Below are 16,208 nucleotides of genomic sequence, written 5' to 3' on the forward strand. Positions count from 1 at the left end.
TGCAGCCTCAAGGCGTTCTTTTTGCTCTGTGTCAATCTCTTGGCGCGGGACGCTTTGGGGATGGGGATGGGGATGGGGATCGGGATCGGGGATCGGCCCGTTGACTCCCGGTTGTCTATACTTCGTAGGAGAGTGTTAACAAGGAGGAACTATCATGAGGTATTTTGCGGTTGTGTTATTCACGGTTTTTTTGGCGGGGAATGCCCTTGGTAGCCAATGCCCGACGCTGATAAAACAGATCAATCATCAACTGCAGTCAGCGCAACTGGACATTGAGGCTGAGGCCAAGGTCAAAGAGCTCCGGGACCGGGGTGAATCGCTTCACAATCAGGGTAAGCATTCCGAGGCTGTGATTGCGCTAAAAAAGGCGATTGATGAACTGGACGATGCATTGTAGGTAGTTGGCATCTTGGCAACGATAAACGCCGCCTCAACCTCCTGCTTGGGAACCGGGACACCCATTAGCCAGCTCCTGATGCCCGACGCTGGGGCATGATCAAAAGGGGCAGATGGACTTTAAGAGGGTCGATCTGCCCCTTTTCTTTTAATTCGTTATGGGTGCTTACCCCGGGCTCTCAGGTCCCGGATGATCCGGATAACGGCTGAGTCGGAGGTAGAGTGCGAGCGTCTTGTTCAGGTCCGATTCGAAAGGAATACGCATCTCTTACAATTTTGTAACCTATTGAAAGGTAAATAAAAGGTAATAGGTAGCTTCACGTGTATTTCTGATATTCTCAAGTGGTTCACAAAACTGACAAGTGCCTGGTGGGACGATGGAGAAAATGGTCTCCTTGCCGTCATGCTGGGCAGATCAGACCACCTGAACAATGGGATTTACATCAATGAAAATGAAATCACTGCTCGTTTTTTTATCTCTGAGTGCTACCTCATTGGGGACCGTTGCGGATGACACAGCCGACGCCGCGCTAGGTGGCGGTATTGGCGGAGCAATTGGGGCTGCCATCGGCAACGAGGTAGGTGGCAGAGATGGTGCTATTCTCGGCGGTGCCGTCGGTGCGGCAACTGGAACAGCCATTACCACCAAAGATCATAGAGAAGACTATCGCGACCATGATCGCCGTCGCCATGACTACGATGATCGCCGGTCTTACCGGAAGTCTGGTGGCCATTTCTGTCCACCAGGCCAGGCAAAAAAGGGCAACTGCTGATGGGCCAGGTTCCTCGCGCATCTGTTCGTGATCCTCGTGGCCTGGGCGCAGTCGTCATAGCGCATAGGTGAATCAAGGAAAACCTGGGCCGGGCACGCGATTGTCTGATGGGGTCGAACGTCATAGCATGGTTGATAAGGAGTCAAAACTGAACGCTAAGTATTAATGGCATTTTGATCGGCGTTTGCTTCCGCTGAGCGCAAAGGGCCTCAATGGCCTGAGTACCGTAAAACTTAAATGGAGGCGACATGCAAGCCAATTCCTCATGGCCGGATGCGCGTCCGGCGCTGCATCCGTACCGCACCCCCAGCCGCGGCAAGGCGATTTGGCAGCTTACCAATACACTGGTTCCTTACGCCGGCTTGTGGTACTTGATGATCCTCTCTATTCGGCACGATTTTTCCTATTGGTGGACACTGGCACTCTCGGTGGTGGCGGCCGCGTTTTTGGTCCGCCTTTTCATTTTGTTCCATGATTGTGTCCATGGTTCGTTCCTGCCATCAACGCGTGCCAACACCTGGGTAGGGCGCCTGTTGGGGATCCTCGTGTTTACGCCATTCGACGACTGGCGCCTCAGCCACCTTCGTCACCACGTCAGCTACGCCAATCTCGATACCCGGGGCTTTGGTGACATCTGGACGCTCACCCTACGCGAATACAAGCAGTTGCCGAGGCTTAAGCGTTGGTTTTACAGGCTCTACCGTAATCCGGTGGTGCTGTTGGGCTTCGGCGCCATTTTCAATTTCCTGCTCAGCAATCGGCTGCCGAGTCGGAAAGTGCAGCGCAAAGAGCGTAAGAGCGTAGTGTTCACGAACCTTGCTATCGTTGGTGTATTCCTGATCGCCGCCCAAACGATTGGTTGGCAGACTTATTTATTGATTCAGTTGCCTGTGTTGTGGTTGGCGGGTATGGGCGGCATCTGGCTGTTCTACGTTCAGCATCAGTTCGAAGGCGGTTACTGGGCCCGAAAAGGTGACTGGGATCCGTTGCGGGCCGCCATGGAAGGCAGCTCCTTCTATCAATTGCCGACTATTTTGCGCTGGTTTTCGGCGAACATCGGGTATCACCATATCCACCATCTTAATGCCCGAATTCCCAATTATCGTTTGCCCGAGTGTTACAACGAGGTTTCCGCGGTGCGCGCCAAAGAGCCTTTGACCTTGCGGCAGAGCCTGCACAGCTTCCGGCTCAAACTTTGGGACGAAAGCCAGCAAAAGATGGTCGCCTTCCCCTAGCGAAAGTGGGGCCCAAGCCTGGGAGATCAGAGCATCGTCGGCGGGTTTCCCCGTTAACACCAGCCCCTGGCGATGACGGCTTCTTCAATTCGCTTGAGCGCATTAATCCAGGCCCCCAGGCGAACCGATTTAAGCTGGTGACGTTCGGCGCACTCGGCGGCCTGTTGGTAACTGTGAACCAGCCGTTGTCGGCGTTGTTCACTGATGGTTTCCGCACCCCAATAGTCGTCGGCAAGGCCTTGTGTCCGTTCCATCTGGCAAAGGTGAACGCTGCCAGCGTTCGCCAGGACATCCGGTACGATGGTGACGCCGCGATTCAGTAACAGTTCGTCTGCTTCCAGCGTAGTGGGGGCGTTGGCGGCTTCAACGAGGATTCTTGCCTTCACCTTTTCTGCGATTTCTTTGGTGATCACTCCCTGCAGGGCTGCCGGTACCAGTACATCGCAGTCACAGGCAAACAGCTCTTCGTTGGTGATCGGCTGGGTGTTCGGGAAGTTTTCCAGGCTGCCCTCCTTCTCGCGGTGTTTCAGAAGCTCGTCAATGTCCAGGCCTTCTTCAGCGTAGACGCCACTGTCGATTTCGCGGATGGCAATGACCTTGCAGCCTGCTTTTTGAAACGCCTGGGCGGCGACTGAGCCCACCTGCCCGAAGCCTTGAATCGCCACGCGTGCGCCCTCGAGCTTGAAGTCGATCTGCTCCGCCGCTGCCTGGAAGACTTCGAAAACCCCGAGGCCTGTGGCTTCGTAACCACCCAGAGTACCACCCAGAATCGGCGGCTTGTCGTTCACCGCCACGGGTGAGTGGTGGCCGGTAATCTGCTCGTACTCATCGAGCATCCACGCCATGCTTTGCATGTCGGTGCCTACGTCAGCGCCGGGGACATCACAGTCCGGGCCGGAGGGCCTTAGATAGCGGATATAGGCTCTGCACAGCCGTTCGAATTCGTGCTTGCTGAGCTTGCCGGGGTCAGCGGCAATGCCACCCTTGCCACCACCAGCGGGAATTCGCCCCGCAGCATGCTTGATCGACATAACCAGGGCCAGCGCCTTGCACTCGTCGAGGTTGAGATCCGGGGAGATGCGGGTGCCATCCCGGGTAGGGCCGAGGGCGTCTGTATGACAGACCCGGTGGGCGTCGAATACACGGCTGCTGCCATCGTCCATTTTTAGTGGGATGCGAAAGCTGGTGGCCCGCGCGGGGGCGGACAGCAGTTCCACAACATCCGGATTGATCTTGCCGATCTCTGCGGCCTGGTGCATCAGGCGGGTGCTTTGCTCAAGGAAGTCTTCCATGGTGGCTTCTCCCCTGTGGCTGCGCTGATTGATTACTTTAAGCTTGGTAGATTATCCCTCCGGCTGCAAATCCTCGGCCGTGGGTTATCAAGCAGTCGGATTGCTAAACGGCTTTATCCGAGGCCGGCTTTCCCTGCGGCTCGGAAAGGGCTTATTTGCGGGGCTTACCGAAAAGGTCGCGCAGCTCATCCTTCGCAGCCTCAAGGCGCTCTTTTTGCTCTGCGGTAAGTTGTTTGCCCGCCCGATTGATGTAGAACGTCAGCATCGACATGGCTGATCGGTAAGGGTCTGACTTGCGGCGGTTGCTCTCTTCGGCAGACTTCTTCAGGGAGCGGGCGATTTCCCGTGGATCTTCAAGGGCAAACACGCCGTTCTCAAGGTTCAGGGCATCGCTGGATTCCGTCACCTTCTGCGACCAGTTTTCAGATTTAGCCAAAACCTACCTCCAGTCGTGTGGCAAGAAGTACACTGTAACCATATCAAGGGAGTGGCGTTACACAAGGGGGAAGTGCGTTGAATCAGAAAGGGCTACTCACCGCATGGAATGACGCTAGGGGGGGGGGGGGCATTGCTCCGGGAACCTGGGTGGCTGCTTCCGGCGCCGGAGGCTATGAGTTTACGTTCACTGTATGACAAATACCGGCGTAAATAGGGAGATTGGCCGCGATCAGGGATCGGAGGGAGGGAATCATTACCATCAGGGCGAGAAATAAACGATGCATACCAACCTCGCTGGGCTTCCGGAACCATGGAGAAAGTCAGAGTACCTGGGAGTCATTCAGGAAAGCATCACAGGTTGATCGCATTTTGGTCTCGAGGGAGTCGGGGGCGGGGAGTTTCAGGTATCCCGTTCCTTTTTCGCTAGCCAGTCATTCACCTTTCCTCCTGTGGTGGTGTAAATAGTTGCGTTATAACGATGCCTTGTGGCGATTTTAGTATTGCTAAAAATATACTGAAAAATTAATAAAGTTTTGCTTTAACAATACTATTTTGTTTAAATGGTATCGTTAAAAGTGTATTTATATACTATACAAGGTATAGCTTAAGCAAGTCTTTGGAGGGCGTATGCTGCAGCAAAAAGACAGCTTCAGAAGAACAGTAGTCAAGCAGTACCGAAGATTGGTGGATGGTGCCATCAAGTCAGCACTGGCCATTGAAGCGCCCCCAGAGGGCTGGGCGAGAACTGTCCGTAAGGCTTTGGGCATTCCGATTCCCCTCATTAGTAAGCGTTCGGGCCTGTCAAAAGCGGAGATCTTCAGGATTGAGCGTCAGGAGGCGGGGGGGAAGGTTCAACTGGATACGTTGCGGCGGCTGGCGCAGGCCATGGACTGCGAGTTGCACTATGCCATTGTGCCCCGGAAGAAAGTGGATGAGCTGATCTCCGAGAAGGCGCACGAGGCGGCAGTCAGGATTGTCAGTGAAATGAGCACCCATATGAAGCTTGAGATGCAGGGGTTGAGTAAGCGCCAGATTGACGATCAGGTACTGATGGTTCAGAACCAACTGTTGAGCATGTCGAGCCAGAGCTTCTGGAACAAGCTTGAGAGTATAGAGCGTGATTGATGATTGCGATCCAGAGGGTGCCACGCCCCTAAGCCCGGACGAAAAGGACGGCCTCAAGGCCAAGCACATCAGGACTCGTGGCGAACTCGACGAGCTGGAACAGACCAATATCACTCTGGGCGTGATCAAGCTGCGCAAGAAAAACGGCAGGATTGACTCGGATGATGCGCTCAATGTGAGTTTTGCTTGTGACCTGCACAAGGACATGTTCGGTCGGGTCTGGACCTGGGCCGGGGAGTTTCGCAGGACCGAAAAGAACATTGGTATTGACCCGCTATTCATCTCGGTGGAACTGCGAAATTTGCTTGATGACGTCAAAGCTTGGGTGGAGTTTGAGACGTATCCGGGGATGGAGGCCACGCTGATGTTTCACCACCGTTTGGTCAAGATACACCCGTTTCCCAATGGCAATGGGCGCTATTCCCGGATCTACGCGGAGTTTATTGGGCAAAACTTCTTTGGCATCAAACAGGTGGACTGGGGCGGAGAAACGCTGAACGTTGATGGAGATATCCGGCGTCGTTACATCGAAGCACTGAGGAGTGCCGATGGTGGTGATTATGCTCCTCTGTTTGAACTCTATACCCCGTAGAAGTAACGCGGGGGCCCATTCTAAGGGAGATGTGCATGGCCCGTTCCCGGGCTCTACTGCCGAATAAACGCCTCGGTCAGAATGTGCAGATGGTGCCGCAGGGTGGCCGAAAACTCCAACTGGAATACGGTCAACGGTTCCACCTGCATGGCTTTTCGGGCCGGCTCCGGTGGGTGAGACATATGCCAGCACCCGATCAACGCCTGCTGACACTGCATAAGATATCCCAGGCAGGCGGCTTCTTCCTGATCAGTCGCCGCAGCGATAACTGCCGTGATGCGGCGGACCTGGGCCAGCAGAAACAGTTTAAATTCCCGAGCCTCCTCTTCACTCAAACCGGTTTCGAGGGCAATGTGGAGGATGGCGGTCAGACCACAGAACACGGGGTGGGCCAGAATGCAATCAACAAACTGTTTGGGGAAGCCGTCGGAACCTATGGCTTCAACGTCTGAGGCCCAGTCCGACATGGCACGGCGGTACACTGCAATGAATAACAGTTCCTTGCTGCGAAAATAACGATACAACGCAGCCTTGGTAACCCCGGTTTCGCGGGCTATATCCGCCAGGGTCAGGCCGTGGAATCGATGCTCCAGAAACAGTCTTTTCGCCGCATCGAGTATCTGTTGTTCCCGCAGCGCCTTGTCAGACTCTGAACGGGCGCGCTGTTTGCCACCGCATAATCTGTGCTTCAAAACCACCTCAAAGTTCTCGCTCGTTAGCCAACATCAGGCCTGTAGCCAGCCGGCCAGCCGTCGTGTCACGGTTCGGGGCGAGAGTTTACCAGACCAGACCATCAGCAGGTTACGCAGCCCTGGAATCACAATGGCTTTTTTCCGCTGCGCCAGGGACTTCTTTACAACTGCTTCCGCAGCCATTGTGCCTGCCTTGAACAGTTTGGTGTCGGTCATGTGGGCTTCTTGCGCAAACTCTGAATCGGTGGCTCCCGGGCACAGCGTACTCACCGCAACGCCTGCCCCCTTCAGCTCTTCATGCAGTGCCTCGGAGAAGGACAGTACAAAGGCCTTGGTAGCGTAGTAGATGGCCATATTAGGCCCGGCCTGAAACGCCGCCGTGGACGCCACATTAATTACAAAACTCCCCGGTTGCTTGCGCATCGAGGGCAACAATTGCCAGGTCAAGGAGACCAATGAGGTGATGTTCACCTGAATCATCGCCAACTGACGTTCAAGTGGGAGATCGGCAAAGGCACCGCGGTCGCCAAATCCAGCGTTGTTGATCAGGCCAGTCAGCGCCCAACCGCCGTCGTTGATTTGTCGGGCCAGTGCCGCTGCGCCAGCCCCTTCCGCCAGATCGGCTTTCAGGACAATGGTTTCAATTCCATGCTGCTGCTTCAACTCGGCGGCCAGTGTATTCAAGCGCTCTTCCCGGCGGGCCACCAGAATCAGATTCTGTTTTTCAGCCGCCAGCGCCCGGGCGAAGCACTCTCCAATGCCGGCACTGGCGCCGGTAATAACCACGTATGACATGACTTGCTCCATTTAAGTGAACGATGGTCACTTAATGTACCCGGCTAGTCAGGAGTTGTAAATAACCGTTGGTTACTTATTTCAAGAAAAAACCGCGACAGATTTATTTGTGCGTAAGTTGGTTCGTAGAAGACACTATGCGCAGTAATTTTGATCAAATATCGCTTTGCCCAGGGCCCGAAATGATTAAGCCGAGTTGTTACAGTTGCCGGAAAAAGTTTGAGCCATCTGCGCTGAGGCTTTCTTACTCAAAAAACTACTGTGAGGGCTGCGGCGTGGGGCTGTTTGGCGAGGACTACTTTCGTTTCGCCAGAAAGCCCGCCCCAACGATCCGGAAGAACCTGGCCATCCATGTTGTCGTGCTTCTTTTCGGGGTTGCTTGCTTGTTGTTGTGGCTTTCGGCCGGCAGGTCGTGACGGGGCGGTCACTGAGCCACATTCGGCCGTCCGCCAGCAACGGCATCTGCTAGTATGACCGCCTTGTCATCCCGATAACGATTAAGCCCTGCAAAATGAATGCTCCTTTCAAACTGCGGCCTTACCAGCAGGAAGCGGTCGATGCCACGCTGAGGCATTTCCGCAAATCCGACGAGTCAGCCGTGATTGTGCTGCCAACCGGTGCCGGTAAAAGCCTGGTCATTGCCGAGTTGGCCCGTCTTGCCCGGCGCAAGATTCTGGTACTGACCCACGTCAAAGAACTTGTGGAGCAGAATCACGCCAAATACCAGAGCTATGGGTTAGAAGGCGGCATCTTCTCAGCCGGGCTGAAACGTAAGGAAAGGCGGCATCAGGTGACCTTTGCCAGTGTGCAGTCGGTATCGGCGAACCTGGATCAGTTCCGGGATGAATACTCGTTGGTCATCATCGATGAGTGCCATCGGGTTAGCGGTGATGAAACCAGTCAGTATCAAAGGATCATTGAGCTGCTACGGCAACAGAATGACGCCCTCAAAGTGCTCGGGCTAACCGCCACCCCCTATCGTTTGGCCATGGGCTGGATCTATCGCTATCACTACCGGGGCTTTGTTCGTAGTGAAGAGGACAAGCCCTTTCAACACTGCATTTACGAACTGCCGTTGAGCTACATGATCAATCGGGGGTATCTCACCCGGCCTGAGTTGGTGAATGCGGCAGTGGCGCAATACGATTTCTCGGCGCTGGCTCAGGACCGCTTTGGCGAATACGCCGAGAGGGACGTCAACCAGCTGCTGGGCAAACACAAGCGTGTGACCCGTGCCATCATTGAACAGGTGATGGAACTGGCCGCTGAGCGCCAGGGGGTGATGATCTTTGCGGCCACGGTGGATCATGCGCGGGAAATCACCGGCTATCTGCCGGAGCAACAGACCGCCCTGGTGACCGGCGGGACCGATCTGAACGAACGGGCGTTGCTGATTCAGCGCTTCAAACAGCGGCAGTTGAAGTATCTGGTGAATGTCTCCGTGCTCACCACGGGCTTTGATGCGCCCCATGTGGGCTTTATTGCCATTCTTCGTCCTACCCAGTCGGTCAGTCTGTATCAGCAGATGGTGGGCCGCGGCCTTCGCCTGGACGAAGGCAAACAGGATTGTCTGGTAATTGATTACGCGGGCAACCATGTGAACCTGCATCACCCGGAGGTAGGGGAGCCGAGACCGAACCCCGATAGTGAGCCGGTGCAGGTGTTCTGCCCGGGCTGTGGTTTTGCCAATATTTTCTGGGGCAAAACAGACAGTGAAGGCGGTGTTGTCGAGCACTACGGGCGCCGTTGCCAGGGGCTGCTGGAGCGGGCGGAAGAGGGTGAACCTGCTAGGCGCCCTCAGCAATGCGATTACCGTTTCCGGTTCAAGGAGTGCCCCCACTGCGGTGGCGAGAATGATATTGCCGCCCGTAACTGCCACCAATGCCAAAAAGCCATCATCGACCCGGATGATCAGCTGAGAGATGCGCTGAAGCTCAAGGATGCCATGGTGATTCGCTGCGCCGGGATATCGCTGGTTGCTGACAGTAGCAAGTTGAGGATCACCTATCACGGGGAGGATGGAGAGGAGCTCAGCGAATTGTTTGATTTCAGCAAACCGGGCCAGCGCACTGTTTTTAACAGACTGTTCGGGCGTCGTTTTGCGAATGGCCAGGCTCCGAAAGCGTTCAGCTCAGCGGATGAGGTGCTTGAATTGGAGGCCTTGCTGCCGGCACCGGATTTCGTGATTGCCCGCAAGCAAAAGCACTATTGGCGGGTGCAGGAGCGGGTTTTTGATTATCGGGGTAGCTATCGTAAGGCGAATGAAGCGTAAGGGCCGGCCCATAACCTGGCCGGCCCTTTTTTGTTCAAAGCAAGGCGTGCGTGTTGCGGCCTAGCGCCCGCCAATTGCACCATCACGGCGCATGTCGGCTCCGCCCACAAGACCGCTCGGGGTGACCTGTATCAGCGACAACCCGCTGTTCAGGGTTGTGACACCAACCGCATGCCCCCTGCCTTCTTCCAGATTGGACTCAAGTGCGGCGACATCATAGTCCAGCGTCACGCCCGGGATGGGTGCCTCCAGAACGGTTGCTGAAGTTGAACTGCCGCTGTTCGTGTTCTGGTAATGAGGCACATTGATGGCCTCCTGTGGGTCAAGTCCAAAATCGAACACGTTCATCACGGTCTTGGCAGTGTAACCAATGATTCGGGAGCCGCCCGGCGAGCCGGTGACCAGCGAAACCTGGCCATCCAGATCAAGGACAATGGTCGGAGCCATCGAACTGCGGGGCCGCTTTCCGGGCTGTACCCGGTTGGCAATCAGTTCGCCGGTACTGGATGTGGGCTGGAAGTTGAAATCGGTCAACTGGTTGTTGAGCAGAAATCCGCGGCCAGCCACCATTACTCCATTCCCGAACGAGCTCTCGATGGTCGTGGTCATGGATAGCGCATTGCCGAACCGATCAACAATGGAGACGTGGCTGGTGCCCGCGCCCGGCTCATTCATGCCCGGAGCAGAGGGATCAAACACACCAGGGGGCGTGCCCGGATCAACTACGCCAAGGTCGTTCTCACCAATCAGCGCAGCGCGGGTTTCAAGGTATTGCTTGTCCAGCATGCCCTCAACCGGAACGGTGATGAAGTCGCTGTCTCCAACATACTTGTTCCGATCAGCGAACGCGATTCGCATCGCCTGGGTAAAAAGATGCACTACTTCCTCATCCAGCGGATTCTTGCCTGCCAGATCGAAATTCTCCAGCACACCCATGATCTGACCGACGGCCAGCCCACCGGAAGACGGCGGCCCCATGCCGCAGACATTATTGCCACGGTAAAGGATGCACACCGGCGGCCGTTCAATGACTTGGTAATCGGCCAGGTCGGTCAGGCTCATTGATCCGGGAATGTTAGGATCGTTCTGGACGGCGCTAACGATGTCCTGTGCGATAGCGCCGGTGTAGAAGGTATCTGCGCCATCACGGGCCAGCCGCTTTAGCGTTTCGGCATAATCCTTGTTTTTGATATGTGTACCGGCAGGTTTGGCTTCGCAGGTCTCGCTGTCAACAAAGTAATTGAAGGCGGTGGGGTCGCGGAAAAATAGCCGATCCTCACAGGAAGCGTTGCGGGCCAGAAGGCCGGCGACCTGCTCACTGGTACGCTGGGTCAGAGAAAAGCCTTTCTGAGCCTGGGTGATCGCCGGTACGAACAGGCGCTGCCAGGGGAGCCGGCCATATTGCGTATGCATGTACTCCATCATTCGCGGGACACCCGGCACGCCCACGGACAGGCCACTCTGCCACGCATCTAAAAAGCTGATTGAATTGCCTTCCTCATTCAAAAAAAGTGCTTCATCCACTGCCGCTGGTGCGGTTTCACGGGCATCGATGGTGGTTGTAGTGCCGGTCTCAGCATCGTAATAAACGATAAACGCTCCGCCACCAAGCCCGCTTGACTGGGGCTCCACCAGGCTGAGCATGGTCTGCACCGCAATCATGGCATCTGCCGCAGTACCACCGTTTTTGAGAATTTTGGCGCCGGCTGCCGTGGCCAGCGGGTTTGCCGTGACAACCATTTCGCGCTCGGTCGTTTGAGCCTGTGGCAGGTCAGTTGCCCAGGCAGCAGGTACACCCAGAGACAGACAAAAAGAGATAGTCAACAATCGTTTTTTCATTGTTATTCTCCTGTGGCCGAGCTCTGCCTGGCCGCATTATTGATTGAAGGATACTGGTCGGGAAGCGCTTGGCTCCGAGACGTTGAATGGCAGGCAATTGCCGGGCCACGAAAAGACAAAGCATTAAGGTTCAAATGGCTTCGTCAATTCATGGTATATCCGTGATAAGGAGAATGTAAAATTATGTAAAATACTTCGACATAACTTCTGCCTGCCTCTCGATCAGCGGGTCTTGCATGCGGGCAGAAGTCAGGGGTGGCCACTGTAGTCAACGCCGCCGATACGGAAGAGATAGCGCACGGCCACGCCCATGGGCTGGGTGGGCATCATTGAGAATGATGAAAATCAGGACGGATTTATGTTCTGAGGGGGGGGGAGTTCGAACTGTTCCGACAGGCGGTCCGGCCTTAAGGTGCCTTTCTTGAGCCGAACAATTATTTCCTGTTTGGGATATGATGAGGGCCATCGACCTGGAGAACACCATGAGCAACAAAACCGCAAAAGCTTCATTAACGTCGGCCACCATTGCTGAGCAGACCGCTGCTTTTTTGAAATCCGGCGGGGCTGTTGAGTATGTAGTCAAGGGTAACAGGCGGCAAGTGACCTCGTCAGGCCCCAAGCAGGTTAAGCTCCAGGCCCGCTAGAATCGCAACGGATTTTTCCGCTCGTTTTACTGACTGTATTCATTGTTGGAGCAAACACTGAGTGTCAATCAAGAAGATTGATGTCTATGTCAAATAAGGATTTCATTCTTCAGCGCATTCGTGTGTACGCAGGAAAAGAATTCGATCCGGCTGAGGATCGACAGGTAGCGGATGTTTTGCGATCCAGGTTCAATATCCGTTTGCCACAAAGATCATCGCTGAATGCCTCGCTGGCACTAGCGACCAGTGATCACGAGATCATCCGTCTCGTATTGCAGTATCGGACCATGAAATAGCGGCTGCCTGAGCTACACTTCCCAACCAACCCGCCGTAACTTTGTGGTGCGGCTCATGCACAACTTCTACGGGGTTGGTCGCACGAACAGGGTAAAGGGGGCATCAGGTTTTAGCCTTCTTCAACCACTGGCACACCAGCTCTGCTGCCGATTGGTCATCAATACCCATTTCAGAGATTGTACTCCAGGTATTGATATCCATAGCCACCCGAAGCGTTGCGCGATAACGTTTCGCGCTGTCGCCATGCTTCCCCGCTGGCACCAAAGTGTCCTCAAGGTTCCGCAGCAGTTGCATCCATCCGTTTTCAACCACATCTGCCAGGGCGGGCATTGTCTTCGCGTCCCGTATCACTTTTCCCATCATGTCGTAGGTACCGCGGTAGTAGTCGTAAAGCAATCTGAGTACGCCTGCGGCTCGCTTTAACTCATCCGGTTCTGCGAGTGCCTGCGCAAAATCTGGCGGTGGGTTATCAGCAATCCAGTGATCACTGCAGGCACGAAACATCGCGGAGTCATCAGGGAAGTGTTTGTACACCGTTACGCGGCCGACACCCGCCAGGTTTGCAATGTCACTAATGGTTGTCTGAGCTGGCCCGACCGTTCGGTGTAACTCAACGACTGCTTCGGTAATCCGTCGCCTGGTCTGTTCTTCCTTTTTTGCCCGGGTGGTTTTGCGGTAGCTACGTTTCGGGGAATTAATCGACATACAGGCTGTATACTCAATATTGACAGGCGCATGAACGAGGGATAATCTCTCGTATTGAATATACATAGTGTATTCTTAAATTGAGTGGAACGCGAGTCGGGAGCGGGTCTCCCTGACGACAACCAGGGGGATAACTCATGAATAACGCATCTCTGCCGACTGTCATCAACCGGGAGCGCCGACTTTATCAACTTGGCATCATCCTGTTTCTCATGGGTCTGTTGACGGGGTTTCTACTGCCGTTAATGGAGAATGCCAGAATGGGGCTTTCGAGCCACCTTGAGGGCATCATGAATGGACTGGTACTGATTGTGCTCGGTGTGATCTGGCCCAAGCTTCGGCTGAGCCGCACGGCCGAAAGAATTGCATTTGGTCTTGTGGTATTCGGTACCTACACCAACTGGCTGGCCACGCTGGCTGCCGGCTTTATCGGCGCAGGGGCATCCATGATGCCGATAGCCGCTGCAGGCTTCGAGGGCTCGGCGCTACAGGAAGGCCTCATTGCCATAGCCCTGACATCGCTCTCGGTGGCGATGGTGGTGGTTGCCTTTATAGTGCTGTGGGGAGTCTGGAATAAGGGAAGTCAGTTTGGATAAGTGATATTGCCTTCAGCTAGTTTGTTCCCACGGTTGGGCCTGGGCAACCGACGAGGAATTTGAAATCAACGGCGTCATCCAGTCTGTGTGCCTTTCTGAACTCGCGGTGCCGCCACTGGCTGCGGGCGAGGCGAATTCCAATCAATTCAACCCGTCTGCTTCTCCTCACCTGCATTCAACGCCGCAGCTGTTTACAATGTCGTACTTTTAGCCGTCGCAGAGAACCCTATGCCAATCGAAAAGAATCAGGTGGTCTTGTTTCACTACAGCGTCAGTGATGACCAAGGCAACGTTGTTGAAAACTCCCGTGGTGGCGAGCCGAACGCCTACCTGCATGGCCACGGCGGCGTTATCCGAGGCCTGGAAGAAGCCCTGGAAGGTCGCGAGGCCGGCGATACGTTCAGCGTCACCGTCACTCCGGAAAAAGCCTACGGTCCGCGTAAGGCCGATGCCGTGCAGCGCGTGCCGATCAAGCATTTGATGGGCGCCAAACGCTGGAAGCCGGGCATGATCGCCCAGGTGCAAACCGAGCAGGGCCCACGCCATGTGGTCGTCGCCAAGGTCGGCCACAAGTTTGCCGATGTCGACACCAACCATCCGATGGCCGGCAAAACCCTGACCTTTGATATCGAAATCATCGACGTACGAGCTGCCGACCCGGAAGAGCTAGCGCACGGCCACGCACATGGGCCGGGTGGGCATCACTGAAGGGTTAAAGGGGGCGTAAGCATGCGAATCGGCGTTATCGCAGACACCCACAGCAAAATGCGCCCCGAAGCCTTGGAGGTATTGAAAGGCTCGGACTTGATCCTTCACGCCGGTGACGTCGGGCCCCGGCGTTTTACTCTTCCAATCACGGTAGGGCGGCTGGAGGTAAGTGAAGACGGTGTGGCTGGTGAGATCATCGAACTGCCGGTTTGATTAATTGGGCCTGATGGCCTCATGCTTCCTACGAAAGTTCTGTCTATTTCCCCGTTCCGGAGGGTATACAGCGGGGGGCGGTTCTGGAACAGTGGTCAGTGAACAATAACAAATGAGGAGATCGCCGTGAGCCATTATCAGGGTAATTGTTTTTGCGGGACCATTAAGTTTCAGGTATCAGGAGCTCCGGAGGCGATGGGGTATTGCCACTGCGATTCCTGCCGCCGTTGGTCTGCGGGGCCGGTCAATGCGTTTTCACTATGGCCAACCGATAGCTTTGAAATTGTGTCTGGTGCTGACCAGGTAGGTGAGTTTCACCTCACGGAGCAGAGCTACCGTAAGTGGTGCAAGCAGTGCGGAGGCCACGTGTTCACAGACCACCCGGCATGGGGGCTTGTGGATGTCTATGTTGCCAACCTTCCGGACCTGAAGTTTGAGCCTGCGCTGCATGTACATTACCAGGAGTCGGTACTACCGATTCGAGATGGGCTTCCCAAGATGAAAGATATGCCCGCTGAAATGGGCGGGTCGGGCGAGACGTTGCCGGAGTAGAGCTTTGCCACCGGTTTTCCTGTAACTCACCGATGCCTTGCCTTTCCAGCGCCAGCCTCAGTCGCCGGGGAGGTTCGTCCATAGGAGATCGTTTCAAAATTGTTCAAAGTTCAATGAACCGAGGCGTCAGCATGAGCGCAGCACCGACAGCCACCATGGCAAGGGTATCGGTGACGAGATACGGAAAAAGAATCAATGCGAGACCGCACCAGCGGGCGACCAGGTTCGACTGCTTTCGCCCGTAAATGAAATAACCGATGCCGATGGAGCTGAAAATGAGCCCCCACACCAGGGTCGCGGTTTCCATAGGGTGCATGCCTCCGGCGAGATGATTTGCCTTATATTCAGCACTCCGCGGAGCGATCCGTCAATGTTGAGTGGAAAATCCCGGCCCCCTCGAAAAGCCGGGGAGGCCGGGCAGTTCCTTGGGTTCCTGCTCTCCAAGCCGACCCGCCGCAACTTTGTGGTGCGGCTAATGCACAACTTTAACCGGGGTGATCGCACCCTCGCGTATTACCTGGTGGATGATAATTACCTTGGCGGGGTAAGTATGTTGGATTTGGACTGGAAACGTTGGCTGCACCAACAGGGTAAAGGGATCATCAGGCTTTAGTCTTAAGGGTGGTAGGTTGTTGGGGTACTTCTGAACTCGCGTTTCCGCTAGTCTTGCTCTAATACTACGCCCAGAAGCGTGGAGCGGGCTCAGTAGGCGGTCAGAATCAAAAATATTGTAAAGATGTATAGCTTTTTGATACGGGGGCATTTATTTGGCTCCTCCATGCTGTAAAGTATTTGCCCATGACAACATGTAAGGGATTACATCAGGTTCAGATAGGAACCATCCCCGCGTCTTGGTACGCACTCCCTTCCGGCTGTCCCATCACTGTATCCGTTGTTCGTTAAACCATTGTTCCTGGCAGGTTAAGGAGTCCAATTGATGAAGAAAATCCTTCCCTGGCTGATGTTAGTAACCGTCCGGTAATCCCATCTTGAGCCTGGCGCTGTCGCCGTCAGGATAGTGTCCACTTATTTTTTAGTGGACAC

General features: G+C 54.9%; 19 protein-coding genes. 12 read left to right on the top strand and 7 right to left on the bottom strand.

Annotated elements, in window-relative coordinates; translation table 11 throughout:
• Nucleotides 1-154: 154 nt before the first annotated feature.
• The 3 genes from NLU14_RS20880 (at nucleotide 155) to NLU14_RS20890 (ending at nucleotide 2,404) form a co-directional block, all read left to right on the top strand.
• A complete protein-coding gene (locus tag NLU14_RS20880) occupies nucleotides 155-397 on the top strand; it encodes a hypothetical protein (protein ID WP_275710250.1) in 243 nt (80 codons plus the stop codon).
• Nucleotides 398-848: 451 nt separating this feature from the next.
• Nucleotides 849-1,169, top strand: coding sequence for a glycine zipper domain-containing protein (locus tag NLU14_RS20885; RefSeq protein WP_275710283.1), 321 nt, complete (start codon nucleotides 849-851; stop codon nucleotides 1,167-1,169).
• A gap of 248 nt (nucleotides 1,170-1,417) precedes the next feature.
• On the top strand, nucleotides 1,418-2,404 hold the full coding sequence (locus NLU14_RS20890; protein WP_275710252.1) for a fatty acid desaturase: 987 nt from the start codon (nucleotides 1,418-1,420) through the stop codon (nucleotides 2,402-2,404).
• Nucleotides 2,405-2,457: 53 nt separating this feature from the next.
• Here NLU14_RS20890 and NLU14_RS20895 read toward each other — a convergent pair whose 3' ends face one another.
• A complete protein-coding gene (locus tag NLU14_RS20895; RefSeq protein ID WP_275710254.1) occupies nucleotides 2,458-3,696 on the bottom strand; it encodes a Glu/Leu/Phe/Val family dehydrogenase in 1,239 nt (412 codons plus the stop codon).
• A 151-nt stretch (nucleotides 3,697-3,847) separates the two neighbouring features.
• Nucleotides 3,848-4,132: a DUF3175 domain-containing protein gene (locus tag NLU14_RS20900; RefSeq protein ID WP_275710255.1), complete on the bottom strand. Its 285-nt coding sequence runs from the start codon at nucleotides 4,130-4,132 to the stop codon at nucleotides 3,848-3,850.
• A gap of 629 nt (nucleotides 4,133-4,761) precedes the next feature.
• Here NLU14_RS20900 and NLU14_RS20905 point away from each other — a divergent pair.
• Nucleotides 4,762-5,259 carry a mobile mystery protein A gene (locus NLU14_RS20905; protein WP_275710257.1) on the top strand — a complete coding sequence of 166 codons (498 nt, stop codon included), beginning with the start codon at nucleotides 4,762-4,764 and terminating at the stop codon, nucleotides 5,257-5,259.
• A complete protein-coding gene (locus NLU14_RS20910) occupies nucleotides 5,252-5,851 on the top strand; it encodes a mobile mystery protein B (protein WP_275710259.1) in 600 nt (199 codons plus the stop codon). Before NLU14_RS20905 ends, NLU14_RS20910 begins: the two co-directional genes overlap by 8 nt.
• A 53-nt stretch (nucleotides 5,852-5,904) precedes the next feature.
• On the opposite strand, the gene NLU14_RS20915 is transcribed toward NLU14_RS20910, so the two are convergent.
• Together NLU14_RS20915 and NLU14_RS20920 are read right to left on the bottom strand one after the other, a co-directional pair.
• The gene (locus NLU14_RS20915) at nucleotides 5,905-6,549 is read right to left on the bottom strand and encodes a TetR/AcrR family transcriptional regulator (RefSeq protein WP_275710261.1); all 645 of its coding nucleotides are present in this window, start codon (nucleotides 6,547-6,549) and stop codon (nucleotides 5,905-5,907) included.
• 27 nt (nucleotides 6,550-6,576) lie between these two features.
• The gene (locus tag NLU14_RS20920; RefSeq protein WP_275710263.1) at nucleotides 6,577-7,338 is read right to left on the bottom strand and encodes an SDR family NAD(P)-dependent oxidoreductase; all 762 of its coding nucleotides are present in this window, start codon (nucleotides 7,336-7,338) and stop codon (nucleotides 6,577-6,579) included.
• A 511-nt stretch (nucleotides 7,339-7,849) separates the two neighbouring features.
• On the opposite strand from NLU14_RS20920, the gene radD reads away from it, so the two are divergent.
• Nucleotides 7,850-9,610 carry a DNA repair helicase RadD gene (gene radD, locus NLU14_RS20925; RefSeq protein WP_275710265.1) on the top strand — a complete coding sequence of 587 codons (1,761 nt, stop codon included), beginning with the start codon at nucleotides 7,850-7,852 and terminating at the stop codon, nucleotides 9,608-9,610.
• Nucleotides 9,611-9,670: 60 nt separating this feature from the next.
• Here radD and ggt read toward each other — a convergent pair whose 3' ends face one another.
• On the bottom strand, nucleotides 9,671-11,449 hold the full coding sequence (ggt, locus tag NLU14_RS20930; protein WP_275710267.1) for a gamma-glutamyltransferase: 1,779 nt from the start codon (nucleotides 11,447-11,449) through the stop codon (nucleotides 9,671-9,673).
• Nucleotides 11,450-11,931: 482 nt separating this feature from the next.
• Between ggt and NLU14_RS20935 the strand changes: the two genes are divergently transcribed.
• Nucleotides 11,932-12,093, top strand: a complete 162-nt coding sequence (locus tag NLU14_RS20935; RefSeq protein WP_275710269.1) for a hypothetical protein — start codon at nucleotides 11,932-11,934, stop codon at nucleotides 12,091-12,093.
• A 399-nt stretch (nucleotides 12,094-12,492) separates the two neighbouring features.
• Here the strand turns inward: NLU14_RS20935 and NLU14_RS20940 are convergent, their stop codons facing one another.
• Nucleotides 12,493-13,161 carry a TetR/AcrR family transcriptional regulator gene (locus NLU14_RS20940; protein WP_275710270.1) on the bottom strand — a complete coding sequence of 223 codons (669 nt, stop codon included), beginning with the start codon at nucleotides 13,159-13,161 and terminating at the stop codon, nucleotides 12,493-12,495.
• A gap of 71 nt (nucleotides 13,162-13,232) precedes the next feature.
• Between NLU14_RS20940 and NLU14_RS20945 the strand changes: the two genes are divergently transcribed.
• The 4 genes from NLU14_RS20945 (at nucleotide 13,233) to NLU14_RS20960 (ending at nucleotide 15,164) form a co-directional block, all read left to right on the top strand.
• Nucleotides 13,233-13,691, top strand: coding sequence for a hydrogenase (locus NLU14_RS20945; RefSeq protein WP_275710272.1), 459 nt, complete (start codon nucleotides 13,233-13,235; stop codon nucleotides 13,689-13,691).
• A 228-nt stretch (nucleotides 13,692-13,919) separates the two neighbouring features.
• Nucleotides 13,920-14,399: an FKBP-type peptidyl-prolyl cis-trans isomerase gene (locus tag NLU14_RS20950; RefSeq protein WP_275710275.1), complete on the top strand. Its 480-nt coding sequence runs from the start codon at nucleotides 13,920-13,922 to the stop codon at nucleotides 14,397-14,399.
• A gap of 21 nt (nucleotides 14,400-14,420) precedes the next feature.
• Complete coding sequence (locus tag NLU14_RS20955; protein ID WP_275710277.1) at nucleotides 14,421-14,612, top strand: metallophosphoesterase family protein; 192 nt, start codon at nucleotides 14,421-14,423, stop codon at nucleotides 14,610-14,612.
• Nucleotides 14,613-14,738: 126 nt separating this feature from the next.
• Nucleotides 14,739-15,164, top strand: coding sequence for a GFA family protein (locus NLU14_RS20960; RefSeq protein WP_476738655.1), 426 nt, complete (start codon nucleotides 14,739-14,741; stop codon nucleotides 15,162-15,164).
• A gap of 103 nt (nucleotides 15,165-15,267) precedes the next feature.
• On the opposite strand, the gene NLU14_RS20965 is transcribed toward NLU14_RS20960, so the two are convergent.
• On the bottom strand, nucleotides 15,268-15,471 hold the full coding sequence (locus tag NLU14_RS20965) for a hypothetical protein (protein WP_275710279.1): 204 nt from the start codon (nucleotides 15,469-15,471) through the stop codon (nucleotides 15,268-15,270).
• A gap of 63 nt (nucleotides 15,472-15,534) precedes the next feature.
• Here NLU14_RS20965 and NLU14_RS20970 point away from each other — a divergent pair, with 63 nt between their 5' ends.
• Nucleotides 15,535-15,777, top strand: coding sequence for a hypothetical protein (locus tag NLU14_RS20970; protein WP_275710281.1), 243 nt, complete (start codon nucleotides 15,535-15,537; stop codon nucleotides 15,775-15,777).
• Nucleotides 15,778-16,208 lie beyond the last annotated feature (431 nt).

The sequence above is a fragment of the Marinobacter iranensis genome, assembly GCF_029207565.1.
Classification (GTDB): Bacteria; Pseudomonadota; Gammaproteobacteria; order Pseudomonadales; family Oleiphilaceae; genus Marinobacter; species Marinobacter iranensis.